Origin of the sequence: Massilibacteroides vaginae (genome assembly GCF_900178525.1) — a bacterium.
Lineage (GTDB): Bacteria > Bacteroidota > Bacteroidia > Bacteroidales > Tannerellaceae > Massilibacteroides > Massilibacteroides vaginae.
In genome coordinates this window covers 770,271-785,574 of sequence record NZ_FXDJ01000009.1, presented here as the reverse complement: position 1 = coordinate 785,574, position 15,304 = coordinate 770,271, and the positions used below count along the sequence as shown (strand labels likewise).

The window sequence follows — 15,304 nt, the reverse complement described above, 5'->3', positions numbered from 1 at the left end:
GCTGAATCTTTTCTTCCGTTGTTGTTTTTTTCGAATAGCTTCCATCCGGATTTTTCATCTCTTTCTGTTTTTGTGATTTCAATCCAGATCTTCTTCTATTACCAGATTTTCAATAATGAAATTCTGTCTTTCCATCGTGTTTTTGCCCATATAGAATTCGAGCATCTCCTTTACAAGGTCTTCCTTTTTCATTGTTACCGGATCCAGACGAATGTCTTTCCCGATAAAATGTTTGAACTCGTCGGGCGAAATTTCGCCCAAACCTTTAAATCGGGTGATCTCCGGATTCTTTCCTACGGCTTCTATCGCGGCAAGCCGTTCTTCTTCCGAATAACAATAATAGGTTTTCTGTTTATTGCGAACGCGGAATAAAGGCGTTTGCAAGATATACACATGATTACGTTTGATCAGATCCGGAAAGAACTGAAGGAAGAACGTGATCAGCAGCAAACGGATATGCATACCATCCACATCCGCGTCGGTTGCAATAATTACTTTATTGTAGCGAAGTCCTTCCAAGCCGTCTTCAATATTCAAAGCGGCCTGTAACAGGTTGAACTCTTCGTTTTCATATACAATTTTCTTTGTCAGCCCGTAGCTGTTCAGCGGCTTACCACGCAGACTGAATACCGCCTGTAGGTTTGGGTCGCGGCTCTTTGTGATTGAACCGCTCGCCGAGTCTCCCTCGGTAATGAAAATACAGGAGTCTTCTTTCTGATCTCCTTTGGCATCATTGAGGTGGATACGGCAATCACGCAACTTCTTGTTGTGCAGATTCGCTTTCTTGGCTCTTTCGCGAGCCAGTTTCGTTACGCCGGCTATCGCTTTACGCTCTTTCTCTGATTCAAGAATCTTTCGTAAAAGGGCGTCGGATGTGTCCGGGTGCTTATGTAAGTAGTTATCTAACTCTTTCTTTATAAAATCACCAATAAACTTAGCCACACTAACACCATCGGGTTCCATGTCTTTAGAACCGAGTTTGGTTTTCGTCTGACTTTCGAATACGGGCTCTTCCACCTTAATGCTGATGGCCGCTACAATGCCGGCACGGATATCCGAATATTCGAAATTCTTCGTATAATACTCCTTGATCACCCTTCCGGTAGCTTCACGAAAAGCCGAAAGGTGAGTACCTCCCTGCGTTGTGTGCTGTCCGTTTACAAACGAATAGTATTCTTCACCATATTGATTGCTATGGGTAATAACCAGCTCAATATCTTCACCTTTCAGATGAATAATAGGGTAAAGAGGCTCGGTTGTCATATTCTCATTCAGCAGATCGACCAATCCGTTACGGGAGTGAAATCTCTTTCCGTTATAAATAATCGTCAGACCGGAATTCAGGAATACATAATTTTTGAGTAACCCTTCAATAAATTCGTCCTTGTATTGATATTCTTTGAATATCTCTTTGTCCGGAATAAAGAAAACCTGTGTTCCGTTGGACTCATCCGAAGGCTTGATGTCTGTTTCTTCGGTAACTACAGCCTTGCTGTATTCTACCTGTTTGCATTCCCCGTCACGATGGCTCGTTATGAGGAAATAGCTGCTTAACGCATTTACGGCTTTAATACCGACACCGTTTAGTCCGACTGATTTTTTAAAAGCCTTGCTGTCGTATTTTGCTCCGGTGTTCATTTTGCTCGATACATCGACCACTTTGCCCAATGGAACACCACGGCCATAGTCGCGTACTGAAACAGTCCCTTCTTCGACGGTAACTTCGATTGTTTTCCCGTATCCCATCATGTATTCGTCGATGGAATTGTCTAATACCTCTTTCAACAAAACATAGATGCCGTCGTCGGCATAACTTCCGTCTCCCAACTTACCTATATACATCCCCGGACGCCGGCGGATATGCTCCATCCAGTCTAAGGTTTTGATGTCATCATCATTATAGGCAGTCTGCTGTTGTGTTGTTGAATTCAGTTCGTTCATAGAAAAAACTCTTTTATTTCAATTCCTTAATAAATGCTCTTCTGGTTTTGTGATGTTCTCTTTTAAAGTAATCCCATTGGGCCTGCACCGCGTTGTTGGATTCCAGCTCCGGGTTACTTTCGGCATACTCAACACCTAAGCTCTGATAAACAGGGATCAGGTCGTTAAAGATAAGCGCGTTAACACCCTTGTTTTGATATTCCGGCAATACGCCCATTAAATACAGGTCGATTATCCTCGGTTTGCTTTTTAATGATTTCAACAACGGGATAAATCCAAACGGAAACAAATGTCCTTTCGCCTTCTTCAACGCGTGAGACAGATTGGGCAACGAGATGCCAAAACCAACCACCTTGTCGGTCTCCTCGTGGATAATAACCGTCACCATATCCAAACGGATCATCGGAATATACTGATTTACGTAATAATCGATTTGTTTTTTGGTAAGCGGTGCAAATCCATACAGCGGACCGAAAGCAGAGTTTAACGCTTCAAAAATTTTGTGCGCGTAAGGCCAAATGTCTTTTCTGCGTTTAAACTTCACGGTTTTAAGCCCGTATTTTTTTTTCACAATTTCACCTACGCGAAGATGTTTATCAGGAACCGCGTCCGGAATGTAAATCTTAAACTCATGCCAATCGTTATCCTTCGCATAGCCCATGCGTTCCATGTGCGTTGGATAATACGGATGATTATAGATCGTTGCCATTGTTCCCAACTGGTCAAAGCCGTCGATCAGCATGCCTTCATGATCCAGATCGGTAAATCCTAACGGGCCATGAAGATGATCCATACCTTGTTTTTTCGCCCATTTCTCTACGGCGTCAAACAACGCGTCGACCACTTCCTGATCATCCACAAAATCTACAAACCCAAAACGGGCATATTTCTGACCCCAAACTTCGTTGCTCTTCCTATTCACCATGCCGGCTATACGGCCTACTACGCGATCGTCCCTGTAAGCCAGGAAGTATACGGCATCACAAACTTCAAACGCGGGATTTTTCTTCTTATCCAACGTTATCATTTCTTCTTCAACCAGACCCGGTACATGGTAAGGACTATCTTTATAAAGTTCTATGTTGAACTTAACGAATTTTTTGAGTTCTTTCTTCTGAGTGATTTCTCTAATTATAACGCTCATCAGTCAATAAATTTGAATGGCAAATGTAAACAATTTATTTGACAGTGATAATAATAGTTATCGCATTCAGTAAATTAAGGGCCCTGTCGGGTGGAAAAAACAGTCTGTTTTGACCTGATTTGCTTTAGGCATTGCCAAGTTGAAATCAAATATCCTTTAGCCAGGAGGCAAGTAATGTTGTCATTTCTTTGTGAAACCTGAAATCGCTACGTAAACCCCAGCCATGTCCGCCTTCGGGGAAGATATACATCGTTGCTTTTATGTCGTTCTTCTTTAAGGCGTCGTAATAGCGGGTGCTGTTTTCAGGAAGCACCACTTTATCGTCGTCACTCAATAAAAGTATAGTCGGAGGCGTAGTGTTATTCACCTGCTTTTCGTTGGAAAAAAGATGCAGATCGGAAATAGAAGGGTTGTCTCCCAATAAGTTTGTTTTTGATCCTCCGTGGGTAGCGATATCCATCGTGATCACCGGATAGAACAGGATGGAAAAGTCCGGTCTTGTGCTTGTTCCTGTAGGCGCGAAATGCGTAGATACGGTTGAGGCTAAATGTCCTCCGGCAGAAAACCCGGCAATACCGATCTTGTCCGGACGTACGTTATATTCGGTTGCCCGTTCACGCACATGGCGCATGGCTTGCCAGGCATCGTCAAGCGGTACGGATTTATGTTTATTGGGCATTCTGTATTTAAGCACGAAGGCCGCTATCCCTTGTTTATTCAGCCATTCAGCTACTTGTACGCCTTCGTGCATGGACGCCAGACCTGCATATCCGCCACCGGGACAAACAACAACAGCCTTTTGGGTGTTTAGTTCTTTCGGAGGAAGATAAATGGTAAGTTCTGCTTCCGATACATTCGTGATCCAATGATCCTTGTTGTTTTCGGGTGCTGTGATGTTGTTGCTTACCGGAGGATTGCTCTCCCACAACTTAATCACCTGCTGGGCTTCAATCGGGAAGATGCACACAAACAGTATGCTTAGTAAATGTAGTTTTGTGTTCATAATAGTTGTAAATAGTAGTTTGTTCACAAATATACAAAAAGAAAAACTCAATTCATTTGCAGATAACACCAAACAGGGTGGTGGTCGGAATAATAAATTTTATCTACCGTGCAGTTAAACGATTTCATATTTGAAGAGTAAAGAATATTGTCTATTCTGAACCGGAAAACATTGCGATTGTAGGTTACACCAAAACCTGATCCCGACTGGGCGAAGGCATCATGCAGGTTGCCTTGTATCTTCCGGTGGGCATAAGAAATAGGTGTGTCGTTAAAGTCGCCGCATACCAACACATAGTCGGCTTCCGTTTTCTCTATCTCTTCACGTATTTTTCTGGCCTGTTTAGCGCGCACGGTAAAGGCCGGACCAATTTTTTGTTGAAATGAACCCTTTATGTCATCCAAAAGATCAGCTGCCGGATTCTTGATAAACTCGGAATACCTGCTCTTGTCTTCGCTTGTGAGCTTAAAAGACTCGAGGTGATTATTGATCAACGCTATTTTCTTGCCGTCTACTTTTATTTCATGAATAGACGAACCGTTGTTCGGACTGCCATACCTGATCGGACGGGATTTGGCTATCGGGTATTTAGAGAATACAGCCAATCCGCTTTTGTAATAAGGCGTCGTGTTCACGAAACTGGTACTGTAATAAGGATACATATTCAATACGCGCCGTATTTTAGCTAAAGATAACTGTTTGTTCGATTTACTCTCAAAATATTCCTGCAGGCAAATAATATCAGCTCCCGAGTTTGCAATATACTCCAATATCTCATTCGGATTTTCTTTCGTATGATTCTGGAAAGCAAACGACATAACGTTGTAGGTCAGCACCTTGATCGTGTTTTCGGTAGGTACTTCCTTTGTTTGAAAATGAAGAGGGAAATAACGCTGAATGCTTCCCCAGCAGATCAGAATCGTTATGAGATTAACAAAAAAGAAACGCCATTTCTGAGTAAACAACCAGTAGAGGATAAAACAAAGGATAAAGAAGCAGAAAAACGGGAAAAATAAGCCTAAATAAGCGAACAACAAACTTTTGTCCGGCGGCACTCTGTCCGAGAAGGCCGATAAAATCAATACTATTGCCGCTACTACATTCGCGATAAACAATAAAAGATGAAATGCTATTTTAAGCGTTTTCAAACTCATTTATTTACTGGCATCAAAAAGTTTTTTCTTTTCCTCGCTGCTCAGACTTTGGTAGCCGGATCGCTTCAGCTTTTCCAGAATCTGATCTATTTCTTCATTTTGTTTATGTTTCCGTTCGTTATATTCATAATCCGTTTCACTGCGCTTGTAGGTAACACGCATTTTGGATTTAGGTTTTCTCAGATTTACAAACCAGTCTACTGCCTTGTTTATCGGATTCGTAAAATCTTTGCCCTTTTTTATCTGAGCAGCAAATAAAATACCCAACAAAGCTCCTCCGATATGGGCAATGTGTCCTCCTGCATTGCTGGAGGTTATGGCCAGAAAATCGATAATCAACGTAGCGAGTGCCAAATAGATCAGCTTTATTCTCCCTATTAAAAGCAGCTGGATTTCCAGGTCTTTGCGATAGAATGAAATGGCAAAAACAATAGCCATAACAGAGGCGGAAGCACCTATTAAAGCACTGTAGGGAGCGGCAGACTGAAAATAAGGCAGCATATTATACGATAGTACAAAAAACAGCGCGCCGGCCAATCCGCCCAGAATATAAAGACCGCCCAGTTGCCGGGCATTGAAAAATTGCAGAAAGATTTTACCAAACCAATACAGCCACAACATGTTAAACAGGATGTGGAAAAAATCATAATGTGTGAACATATAAGTGATCAATGTCCACGGTTTGCGCAGCAGATCCGGAATAGAGGAGGGGAGCTCAATAAAATCAAGGAGTGAAATATGCGGAATGTTGAATAACAAACAAATCACTCCGAACATACGAATGATAAGGAATACCCCTACATTGATATAAATCAATTGAAGCGGGATGCCCCCATTGCGAAAAGATTGCTTTATGTTAGTAAAAATATCGTCCATTGTCTGCGTCTTTTTTCTTCCAGTAACGAATCAAGAAGAACCCGAAAAGCATACCTCCGAGGTGGGCAAAATGCGCCACACTGTCTCCGCTGAAACGAGAAACACCAAGGAATAACTCTACAAGTCCGTAAAAGAACACAAAATACTTTGCCTTTACAGGTACAGGTATAAACATGATAAATAACGGAGCATTCGGAAACAACATACCAAAAGCAAGCAGTATACCAAATACCGCTCCGGAAGCACCGATAGTTACAAACATATTCAGGTATTCTCCTTTAGGCATCATCGTACCCGCCATATTGACTACTTCGTAATTTGAAGAAAGCAAATCGCGAAGCTCAAAATACCAGGCCACTTCTTGTATCAATCCGGCGCCAATTCCCGTTACAAAGTAAAATATAAGAAAACGCTTTGGCCCCCATACATTTTCAAGTACGCGTCCGAACATGTAAACGGCAAACATATTAAAAAAGACATGCGAAAAGGAACTTGTATCATGCAAAAACATATACGAAATAAACTGAAACGCATGAAAATCCCTGGCCCAAGGTAAATGAAGACCAAGAAAACTGATGAGGTCGACTCCTATCCGCGGAAGCACCAAGGTTGCTACCCAAAGAAGGAGATTTATAATAATAATATTTTTAGTCGCGGGCGGAATTGAACTAAGAAATCCCGTGTTATTTTGGATCATAATATTCTTTTATTTGTAAGCAAAGGTAAATATATTTTACTATCTGCATGAGGTGAGTACATAAAAAGCACCCATTAAAACGGAAAAATGCAGTGTATCAGTAAATTTAGCTTGCTTTTTTTTGCGGAGATTTAAAATAAAGCTACTTTTGAAACTACTAATGACTATTAATTATAAATGTTTAATACATTAATTATCAAACCATCATGAACAAAACAGAATTTATCAATGCCATTTCGGCTAAATCCGGCTTAAGCAAAGTAGATACCAAAAAAGCAGTTGAGGCTTTTGTTGAAACCGTTTCTGAAGAATTAAAAAGTGGGGGCAAAGTTGCTCTGTTAGGATTCGGCTCTTTCTCTGTAACGGAAAAATCAGCAAGAAAAGGGGTTAATCCAAAAACTAAGCAACCTATCGATATCCCTGCTCGCAAATCTGTAAAATTCAAAGCAGGAACTGAATTAGCTGAAACAGTAAAATAAATGGCGGACTTTTTGAACTTGTTCTCTGCCGGATCTAATGTGAAAATCATATATTCCGGCAGTTTTTTTATTCCCCGATAACCTTCCTCAACGTGCGTATTTTTGGAGTAAAAAATCAGCTGATTTTTTTACATACCTATATGAAAAAAAAGATAACCTTTATTTTTGAAAAGATATCCTTTATTTTTCGAAAAATAACCTTTATGTTTTTAGCTCTCTCCAATGCGATGATTTTCAGCGCCTTATGAAATGGCTGTTTTTTTGGAATTTCGGCCTGTTTTTTACTTAAAATAAACCTCGATTGGTAGCATGATGTTGCTGCCAATCGAGGCTTTTTTAGAGGGGTTGTTTGTTTACAGATCAGAAGGTTTTTGTTTCAATTTCGATCTTTGTTTTAGGTATTCCTTTTATTTCTGCTTCCAATGTAATAACGCCCGGTTTTTCTGCCGACTGCACAATGGCAACAAGCATTCCGTTGAAGAGGTGCATTTGTGGTTCGTGAAACAGGTCTAAAGATACGCTGTTTCCATTGCCTCCTGCACGATAAGTGCCGGCTCCTTTTACTTTAAACTTCACTAAGTTTTGTGCGTCCGGACATAGGTTTCCGTCTTTGTCGACTAATTTTACGGTGATAAAAGATAAATCTTTACCGTCGGCATTAATGACGGAACGATCTGCCGCTACTTCCAGGTGATGGGCTTTTCCGGCTGTGTGAATTTCTTTTTCTGCTACCGCTTTACCTTCGTTATCATAGGCCACTACCTTTACTGTTCCTGCTTCGTATTTGGTGTCCATCCACATGAGGCGATAGCGTTCCTGACGTTTAAAGTCTTTGGTGTCGCTGTTGTGTACTGTTACGGAAAGGTCTTTTTTGCGTATTCCCTGACTTTTTCCATTGATAAACAATTCTGCCGAAGGGTAGTTTGTATATACAAAAACGGGGGTAACTTCTCCTTCTCGTCCATTCCAATTCCAGTGTGGTAGTATATGCAGTGTTTCTTTTTCTCTATTCCAATGACTTCTGTATAAGTAGTATCTGTCTTTTGGAATGCCAACTAAATCTACTATTCCGAAAAGTGAGGAGTGACTGGGCCAATCGGTATAATACGGAGTAGGCTCTCCTAAATAATCGAAGCCTGTCCACACAAATTCGCCGATACAATAGGGCAGGTCTTCGTGTTGTATGTAATCGTCTTCAGGCAGATTAGACCATCCGCAATGTTCTACATCATAGGACGAAGATTGATGATCGGGATATTTTTTCATTTGCCCGCGTTCAACGGGAAACTTATACACGCCACGGGAGCTAACGGTAGAGGTTGTTTCGCTTCCTAAAATAATACGTTGAGGTAGTTTTTTGTAAGCTTCCTGGTATTTATGCGGACGATAATTAAAACCGAGAACTTCCATCACTGCACCGTAGTTGTTGTTTATCACTGCATCGGGCGCGTCCATTCCCTGAGTAACAAAGCGTGTAGGGTCTTCGCGCATGCAAATGTTTTGCAACCACAACGACAACTTAGGGCCTTGATCCGCATTGTGTTGGTCGGGCACCTCGTTTCCAATGCACCACATCACCACACTTGGGTTGTTACGGAATTGATGGATCAGGTTTACCATGTCTTTCTCTGCCCATTCGTCGAACACGAGGTTGTAGCCATTCTTCATTTTCGGAGTTTTCCATTCGTCAAACGTCTCTGCCATTACCAGCATGCCCATTTCGTCACAAGCTCTCACCAATTCGGGCGCCGGCATATTATGAGATGTTCTGATCGCATTTGCGCCCATTTCTTTCAGGATGCGAAGTTGGCGACGAATAGCCGCATCATTTACTGCCGCACCTAACGGACCAAGGTCATGGTGCATACACAAGCCTTTAAAAACAGTTTTCTTTCCATTCAGGAAGAAACCTTTATCGGGGATTATTTCTATAGTTCTGATTCCAAAAGGGGTGGTATATTCATCTTTTAGCACATCTCCTTCATAAAGTTTAGTTATGGCTTTGTAAAGATTGGGGGTTTCGGTATCCCACAACAACGGTTTTTCTACCACCAACTCTTGTTCAATCACTTTCGCGTCAAAACCTGTCAGCGATTTCCGATTTGATGTAATTACCCTTTCACTTTCGTTCACGATTTCGGTTACTACATGGTAATTACCGGCATCTTTACCATCGGGATACACAACTTTTGTTTTGATGTTTACTTTTGCAAAATCACTATTCACAACCGGAGTTGTTAGTTGTGTACCCCAAGTAGGGATATAAGCCTCCTGATTAATTACCAAATGTACGTTCCGATACAATCCGGCGCCCGGATACCAGCGAGAAGCTTCCGGCTTATTTTCCAACCGCACGGCTAATGTGTTTTTCCCTTCGGCCTTTACGTAGTTGGATACATCAAAATGAAAACTATTATACCCATAAGGCCAATAGCCCACCTCAGTGCCGTTTACATAAACTACGGCATTACTCATTGCTCCATCAAAAATAAGCGTGGCTGTTTGTCCTTTCATAAAAGCAGGCGCTTCAAACGATGTTCGGTACCAACCAACTCCCACAAATGGAAGTCCGCCTGTACGACCGTCATGTTGCTCGGCTTTTGTTTGTCCATCTTGCACAATAGCCATCTCTTGCATATCGTTGTCGCTGCTGAAAGGGCCATAAATTGCCCAATCATGAGGTACTGTTACATTTTGCCACTTAGAGTCATCAAACGCTTGTTTGCTAAAATCCGGATTGTCGGATCTCGTAAATTTCCAACCCTTTTCTAAGCGTTGTTCCGTACGTACTTGTGCTTGAGCATTGAATAGCAATCCTCCTAAGAGAATCAGTATTAGTTGAGTAAACGTTTTATACATGCTTTCGGTTAATTTATTTATTAGTTTTTTTGTTACTTATTCCATATCCTTGTTTTCACGGATCAAGTCTTTCAACTTCACCGCCTGAAAAGTCATATGAGCGGTACTTCCCTCATAGATTATTCCGATTGTTTCTTTGTCTATCAAAGATAGGCAGGAATAACCCCATCCGTGTTCTTCGTCTAACAATAATTGATTCGCTGTGTGCCAGGTATTGCCTCCGTCTAAACTTGCTTTGATCGTTATGTTATTTCTGTGTTTTGTTGAGTTCGGGTTGGAGAAAAGCAGTATATCTTTTCCCAGAATATTGTTTTCTGCTTTCACGTTGATCAGGCTGGCCATACATACCGGTTCTTGTAGAGCCGTGCGGGATGACTCGTGTTCTTTCCATGTTTTGCCCAGATCAGTCGTGGTATAAACAGCGCGACTTCCTCCTCTGTTATCTCTCATGTTGAGCATCAATACGCCCGGAGTTACTTCTGCTACTTGTGCTTCGGTAGTGTTTGTACGGGCATGATTGTGTATAGTCCAGGTTTTACCATGGTCTTTGCTATACATAATTCCCGCATTAGGAATTCTATCTGCTCCAATATATTGAATAGCAAACACAAGCGTTCCATCTTCCATGGTAATTCCATTTCCCGGTCCTTGCAATAAGAAATACCACGATGGGTCTTTCACTTGCGAGGTAATGTTAATTGGTTCAGACCATGTTTTGCCATCATCGTTGCTTTTCGACAAAACGAGTTGAGCGGTTTCATTTACCTGCATTCCTTGTTGCGAATTGTGCCACGCCCTGCCATTACCCATTCCGTGCGTCCAAGCAGCAATAGTCCAGATTGTTCCTGTTTTTTTATCCACTAAAATAGCCGGATCTCCCACTCCGTTTTGAGCTTTTGGTAATCCGCCATACGTACCAAATGCCATTGCGGTTCGCATCGGTTCCCAAGTTTGTCCGCCATCGGTGCTGCGACTTACGCCTACATCTACATATTCCTGCAAGTCGGCGCTATTGTTATACCTTACATCATACACGGCCAAAAGAGTTCCCTTGTTTGTTGTTGCCATTCCCGGAATACGATAAGCCGCAGCCTGATCGTCGCCGGCATAACGAACACCTACGCCAAAGCGTCGAAGTCTGTTTTCCGTTTCTTTATATTCTATTCCTATTGATTTTCCATCAGCTTTAGCCTTGGCAATTTTCGCCAATAACGTAGCATGGATTGACGATTTAGGATTCATCTCGATGCTTACCCAAAAGTAATTAACTCCTTTCATCAGTTTCTGAGCCGCATTTAGTGTTACGCTATTCGCGATGTTGTCCACTTCTGCAATCTTAACTGAGTAAGAAGGATTGGCCTGGTGGGTTTTGCCTGCTTCATCCCTCGAAATGTATTGCGTCGGAGCATAATACACGCCTTCTTTTCGTTGTACATTTTCCACACCGGCATAATATAGTTTCAGCGCTTTGATGTCGGATAGTAAAAATCCGGTGCCGGCATTTTCGAAGTCAATCGTCAGTTCGTCTAATGTAGTTGATGTCCGGGCATCCAGCCTGATGTAAAACAATACATTATCTCCCCTCTCTATCAGAATAGGGATTTGGGGTTGCGAAACCTGAACAATGTCTTGGGCATTCAAATGCAATATTGACCCCAATAACATTAAAAAAGAAACTATTTTTTTCATGAAGCGTTGAATATTATTTGTAATTACAAGATGATTCTTTCTCTTACAATAGCCCAAAGCTAACTATTTTCTTTCAACCAGTAGCAATTTATTGAGGAGCATGTTCTTACAGGTTTAATCAGAGAGCGATGAGATTAATCAAGTTTTATTTTATCTTTGCCGTCCATATAGAACTGCTGTTTTTTAATGAGAAAACTATAATAAACAAATGAAACATACAGCACACACTAAATCACCACGTATAGAAGTGGTTGATGCGCTTCGCGGTTTTGCTGTGATGGCAATCCTTTTGGTACACTGCCTTGAACATTTTATTTATCCGGTTTATCCGGACCCTGATCAATATCCCGCATGGCTTAACATACTTGACCAAGGCATAAATAGTGTGACATTTTCGTTGTTTGCCGGTAAAGCGTATGCCATATTCGCGCTCCTTTTTGGTTTTACGTTCTATATACAATACACGAATCAGCAGAACAAAGGGAAAGATTTCGGCGTGCGTTTTGTTTGGCGTTTGTTTCTTTTAATTGGATTCGCGACGCTTAATGCTGCCTTTTTTCCGGGAGGAGATGTGCTTTTGTTGTTTGCGCTGGTTGGTTTGATCTTGGTAGTAGTGCGGAAATGGAGCAACAAAGCGGTGTTGATAACCGCTATTCTATTCTTGTTGCAACCGGTTGAATGGTTTCATTACTTTGCCGGTCTTTTCAATCCACAATACAGTACGCCCGACTTGGGTGTCGGTTCGTTATACGGCGAGGTTACCACAGTAAATAAATCGGGAGATTTCTTCGAGTTTATTAAATGCAATGCAACTACAGGGCAGAAAGCGAGTCTTTATTGGGCGATAGAGGCCGGACGTACGTTTCAAACGGCCGGATTATTCCTGCTTGGATTATTGTTGGGACGCAAGCAACTGTTTGTACCTTCAGAACTCAACAATAAATTCTGGATCCATGTACTGATCATTGCTGCCGTGCTGTTTGCTCCTCTTTATCAGTTAAAGGTTGAACTGGCTGCCAGTAGTTCTGAACTTATAAAGCAAAATGTGGCAACTATACTCGATATGTGGCAAAAACTTTCGTTTACGCTCATTCTTGTGTCGTCGTTTGTGTTATTATATAATAACAAAGAACGCTTCAGAGCACTTACTGTGAATCTGCGCTTCTATGGCAGAATGAGTCTGACCAATTACATCACCCAATCTATTTTGGGTGCGCTTATTTTCTTCCCTTTTGCCTTGAATCTGGCACCATACTGCGGACATACATTTAGTATCCTGATCGGCTTTGTTTTGCTTTTTGTCCAAATTTCGTTTTGTAAATATTGGCTTAAAAATCATAAGCAAGGTCCTCTTGAACTAATCTGGCACAAATTAACCTGGATTTTAAAGAAATAAACACCTGCCGGTCCGGATACCTGTTAATGCAGCTTTTTTGAAAACTACTTTCTGAAAGGCTGTATTTTTAGGTAGGTGGCCGAACGCCAAAACCATTCAAAAGGACCGTATCGGAAATGCTTCATCCAAAAAATACTCACTACCACCTGTAAAGCATATATTGCCAAGCCAAGAAAAAATACTTCTGTTGTTCCCCAAGCACCGAATATTTCGCCAAAGCCCCACATGGCGAATAAAGTACCTCCTACAATACTTTGGGTTACATAATTAGTCAGCCCCATACGTCCGTAAGGAGTCAGAATTTCTAAATATTTCCCTGCGTTCTTCATTTGATAAAGCAGAATGAAACCCAGCGCTAATGCGCCCGAAAACACAACTGTGTGAATGTCTTTCAGTGCCATTGAAACTAACATGGAGGGGGTTACGTTGCCCTGCAAAAGCATCCGGTAGCTCACCTCTTCTTTCGGTATACTACCGAGAATAAAAGAACCAACGGCAAATCCCGCAAAAAGAAGAAGCGTCCTTTTTTTATGTATGTCGAGTTCCTCAAAGAAACGTAAACGCCCTACAACCAATCCTAAAATAAACAATGCCATCGTTACATACCCACGGCCGTTCAGTCCAAATTGATAATTCAACTTGCCCTGAAATCTGGTGGTCAGATTCTCTTTCGCGGAATTAATAAAAGTAGGCTTTACGCTTTCTCCCGTTGGCGGAGCCGGCCTTGCTTGAGGCGTATTCTCCACCTGCTCGGTTTTGGTCATCTTATCATATCCTACCTTTACAAATCGGGGCGTACCAACCAAAAGTAGCACAGCGATGACGAGCAACATCCAGTTTTTAAGCGGGAAAAGCGCCACCATAATCAATCCGAAGAAGGCATATATAGGTAAAATATCAGCCGTAAAGAAACTATTCCCGAATATACCTATTGCAAAAAGGATAACCATTCTCCACAAGAACCTCAACCGGAAATCTACTCCTTTCTTAGAAGCCCTATCCATTTGAATAAAGAAACTCAATCCAAACAAAAAGGCAAAAATATTGATAAAACGACCCATTATCACGTGCTGAGACAACCATTGAATCGCTGAATCTAAAACAGGAAACAGCGGTACTTCCGGTCTAACTCCGGAATAAACGCCGAAGTGTTGTAACATATGCATAAGAATTACTCCTAACAAAGAGAATCCTCTTAATGCATCCAATACATGAATACGTTGCTGAGGAGCTGAAATTGATTGATCAAGCGACATGTTTAATTATTTTTTTTATTGGTTTTGCCGATAAAAGTAAAATGAATGTATTGATCATAGGCGGGATAAAGGAAGCAAAACGAAAAGAACAGGAAGCAAAACGAAAAATGGAACTATAGGAATTTCCGGTTAACAAATAGGTAGCTGCAAACAAATTAACAATTCAAATTCTACGCTGAAAAGACGGTGTTTTTTTGCAATACTATATATTTGAAGATATATCCTTTATTTTTGAAAAGATATCCTTTATTTTTCCAAAAATAACCTTTATGTTTTTCGGTATATACAATGCACTGATTATCAGTGCAGTAGGGGTGTGGCCAAAAACGGCAAAAAAGTGCTGTTTTTAACTTAAAAAAAGTGTAAAATAATTGTCGCTAATAGGATTTTTTAGATTGATCCAACAAAATTGCCTTGGATTTGGAAGAACTCCATTATATACATAAAAAAAGAGCACCCATTCAGGATGCTCTTTCAATGCTCTTCCTCTTGGACTTGAACCAAGGACCCTCTGATTAACAGTCAGATGCTCTAACCAACTGAGCTAAGGAAGAATTTTTATACTATGTTTCCGGTCTTTCCCGGTGTCTTTCAGTGCTCTTCCTCTTGGACTTGAACCAAGGACCCTCTGATTAACAGTCAGATGCTCTAACCAACTGAGCTAAGGAAGAATTTCACTATGTTTCCGGTCTTTCCCGGCGTCTTTTTGCTCTTCCTCTTGGACTTGAACCAAGGACCCTCTGATTAACAGTCAGATGCTCTAACCAACTGAGCTAAGGAAGAATTCTTGTTTTTCAAAAAGAAGCAATA

11 protein-coding genes and 3 tRNA genes are annotated in these 15,304 nt (G+C 41.3%); 2 read left to right on the top strand and 12 right to left on the bottom strand.

The window, feature by feature from the left end:
* Positions 1 to 78: 78 nt before the first annotated feature.
* From B9Y81_RS11725 to B9Y81_RS11700, 6 genes are all read right to left on the bottom strand, one after another.
* Positions 79 to 1,941 (bottom strand): DNA topoisomerase IV subunit B, encoded by a 1,863-nt coding sequence (locus B9Y81_RS11725; RefSeq protein WP_085537104.1) that lies wholly within the window; start codon positions 1,939 to 1,941, stop codon positions 79 to 81.
* A gap of 13 nt (positions 1,942 to 1,954) precedes the next feature.
* Positions 1,955 to 3,085 (bottom strand): hypothetical protein, encoded by a 1,131-nt coding sequence (locus B9Y81_RS11720; RefSeq protein WP_085537103.1) that lies wholly within the window; start codon positions 3,083 to 3,085, stop codon positions 1,955 to 1,957.
* Positions 3,086 to 3,230: 145 nt separating this feature from the next.
* On the bottom strand, positions 3,231 to 4,088 hold the full coding sequence (locus B9Y81_RS11715) for an alpha/beta hydrolase (RefSeq protein ID WP_085537102.1): 858 nt from the start codon (positions 4,086 to 4,088) through the stop codon (positions 3,231 to 3,233).
* A gap of 47 nt (positions 4,089 to 4,135) precedes the next feature.
* The gene (locus B9Y81_RS11710; protein WP_394335450.1) at positions 4,136 to 5,236 is read right to left on the bottom strand and encodes an endonuclease/exonuclease/phosphatase family protein; all 1,101 of its coding nucleotides are present in this window, start codon (positions 5,234 to 5,236) and stop codon (positions 4,136 to 4,138) included.
* Positions 5,237 to 5,242: 6 nt separating this feature from the next.
* The gene (locus B9Y81_RS11705) at positions 5,243 to 6,118 is read right to left on the bottom strand and encodes a rhomboid family intramembrane serine protease (RefSeq protein ID WP_085537100.1); all 876 of its coding nucleotides are present in this window, start codon (positions 6,116 to 6,118) and stop codon (positions 5,243 to 5,245) included.
* Positions 6,099 to 6,818, bottom strand: a complete 720-nt coding sequence (locus tag B9Y81_RS11700; RefSeq protein ID WP_085537099.1) for a rhomboid family intramembrane serine protease — start codon at positions 6,816 to 6,818, stop codon at positions 6,099 to 6,101. Before B9Y81_RS11700 ends, B9Y81_RS11705 begins: the two co-directional genes overlap by 20 nt.
* Positions 6,819 to 7,021: 203 nt before the next feature.
* On the opposite strand from B9Y81_RS11700, the gene B9Y81_RS11695 reads away from it, so the two are divergent.
* Entirely contained in the window at positions 7,022 to 7,294 is a 273-nt protein-coding gene (locus tag B9Y81_RS11695) for an HU family DNA-binding protein (RefSeq protein WP_085537098.1), read from the top strand.
* 360 nt (positions 7,295 to 7,654) lie between these two features.
* On the opposite strand, the gene B9Y81_RS11685 is transcribed toward B9Y81_RS11695, so the two are convergent.
* Together B9Y81_RS11685 and B9Y81_RS11680 are read right to left on the bottom strand one after the other, a co-directional pair.
* Positions 7,655 to 10,153, bottom strand: coding sequence for a glycoside hydrolase family 2 TIM barrel-domain containing protein (locus B9Y81_RS11685; RefSeq protein WP_085537096.1), 2,499 nt, complete (start codon positions 10,151 to 10,153; stop codon positions 7,655 to 7,657).
* Positions 10,154 to 10,189: 36 nt separating this feature from the next.
* Positions 10,190 to 11,842 (bottom strand): sialidase family protein, encoded by a 1,653-nt coding sequence (locus B9Y81_RS11680; protein ID WP_085537095.1) that lies wholly within the window; start codon positions 11,840 to 11,842, stop codon positions 10,190 to 10,192.
* A gap of 208 nt (positions 11,843 to 12,050) precedes the next feature.
* Here B9Y81_RS11680 and B9Y81_RS11675 point away from each other — a divergent pair, with 208 nt between their 5' ends.
* On the top strand, positions 12,051 to 13,238 hold the full coding sequence (locus tag B9Y81_RS11675) for a DUF418 domain-containing protein (protein ID WP_085537094.1): 1,188 nt from the start codon (positions 12,051 to 12,053) through the stop codon (positions 13,236 to 13,238).
* Positions 13,239 to 13,282: 44 nt separating this feature from the next.
* Here B9Y81_RS11675 and B9Y81_RS11670 read toward each other — a convergent pair whose 3' ends face one another.
* The 4 genes from B9Y81_RS11670 to B9Y81_RS11655 form a co-directional block, all read right to left on the bottom strand.
* On the bottom strand, positions 13,283 to 14,494 hold the full coding sequence (locus B9Y81_RS11670; RefSeq protein WP_085537093.1) for a DUF418 domain-containing protein: 1,212 nt from the start codon (positions 14,492 to 14,494) through the stop codon (positions 13,283 to 13,285).
* Between the two features lie 480 nt (positions 14,495 to 14,974).
* A tRNA-Asn gene (locus B9Y81_RS11665) sits at positions 14,975 to 15,048 on the bottom strand.
* Between the two features lie 43 nt (positions 15,049 to 15,091).
* Positions 15,092 to 15,165 (bottom strand) — tRNA-Asn (locus B9Y81_RS11660).
* Between the two features lie 38 nt (positions 15,166 to 15,203).
* A tRNA-Asn gene (locus B9Y81_RS11655) sits at positions 15,204 to 15,277 on the bottom strand.
* Between the last annotated feature and the right edge of the window lie 27 nt (positions 15,278 to 15,304).

Coding starts and splice junctions, on each gene's coding strand:
- B9Y81_RS11725 (WP_085537104.1), bottom strand. CDS start 1,941: ATGAACGAACTGAATTCAACAACACAACAGCAGACTGCCTATAATGAT.
- B9Y81_RS11720 (WP_085537103.1), bottom strand. CDS start 3,085: ATGAGCGTTATAATTAGAGAAATCACTCAGAAGAAAGAACTCAAAAAA.
- B9Y81_RS11715 (WP_085537102.1), bottom strand. CDS start 4,088: ATGAACACAAAACTACATTTACTAAGCATACTGTTTGTGTGCATCTTC.
- B9Y81_RS11705 (WP_085537100.1), bottom strand. CDS start 6,118: ATGGACGATATTTTTACTAACATAAAGCAATCTTTTCGCAATGGGGGC.
- B9Y81_RS11695 (WP_085537098.1), top strand. CDS start 7,022: ATGAACAAAACAGAATTTATCAATGCCATTTCGGCTAAATCCGGCTTA.
- B9Y81_RS11685 (WP_085537096.1), bottom strand. CDS start 10,153: ATGTATAAAACGTTTACTCAACTAATACTGATTCTCTTAGGAGGATTG.
- B9Y81_RS11680 (WP_085537095.1), bottom strand. CDS start 11,842: ATGAAAAAAATAGTTTCTTTTTTAATGTTATTGGGGTCAATATTGCAT.
- B9Y81_RS11675 (WP_085537094.1), top strand. CDS start 12,051: ATGAAACATACAGCACACACTAAATCACCACGTATAGAAGTGGTTGAT.
- B9Y81_RS11670 (WP_085537093.1), bottom strand. CDS start 14,494: ATGTCGCTTGATCAATCAATTTCAGCTCCTCAGCAACGTATTCATGTA.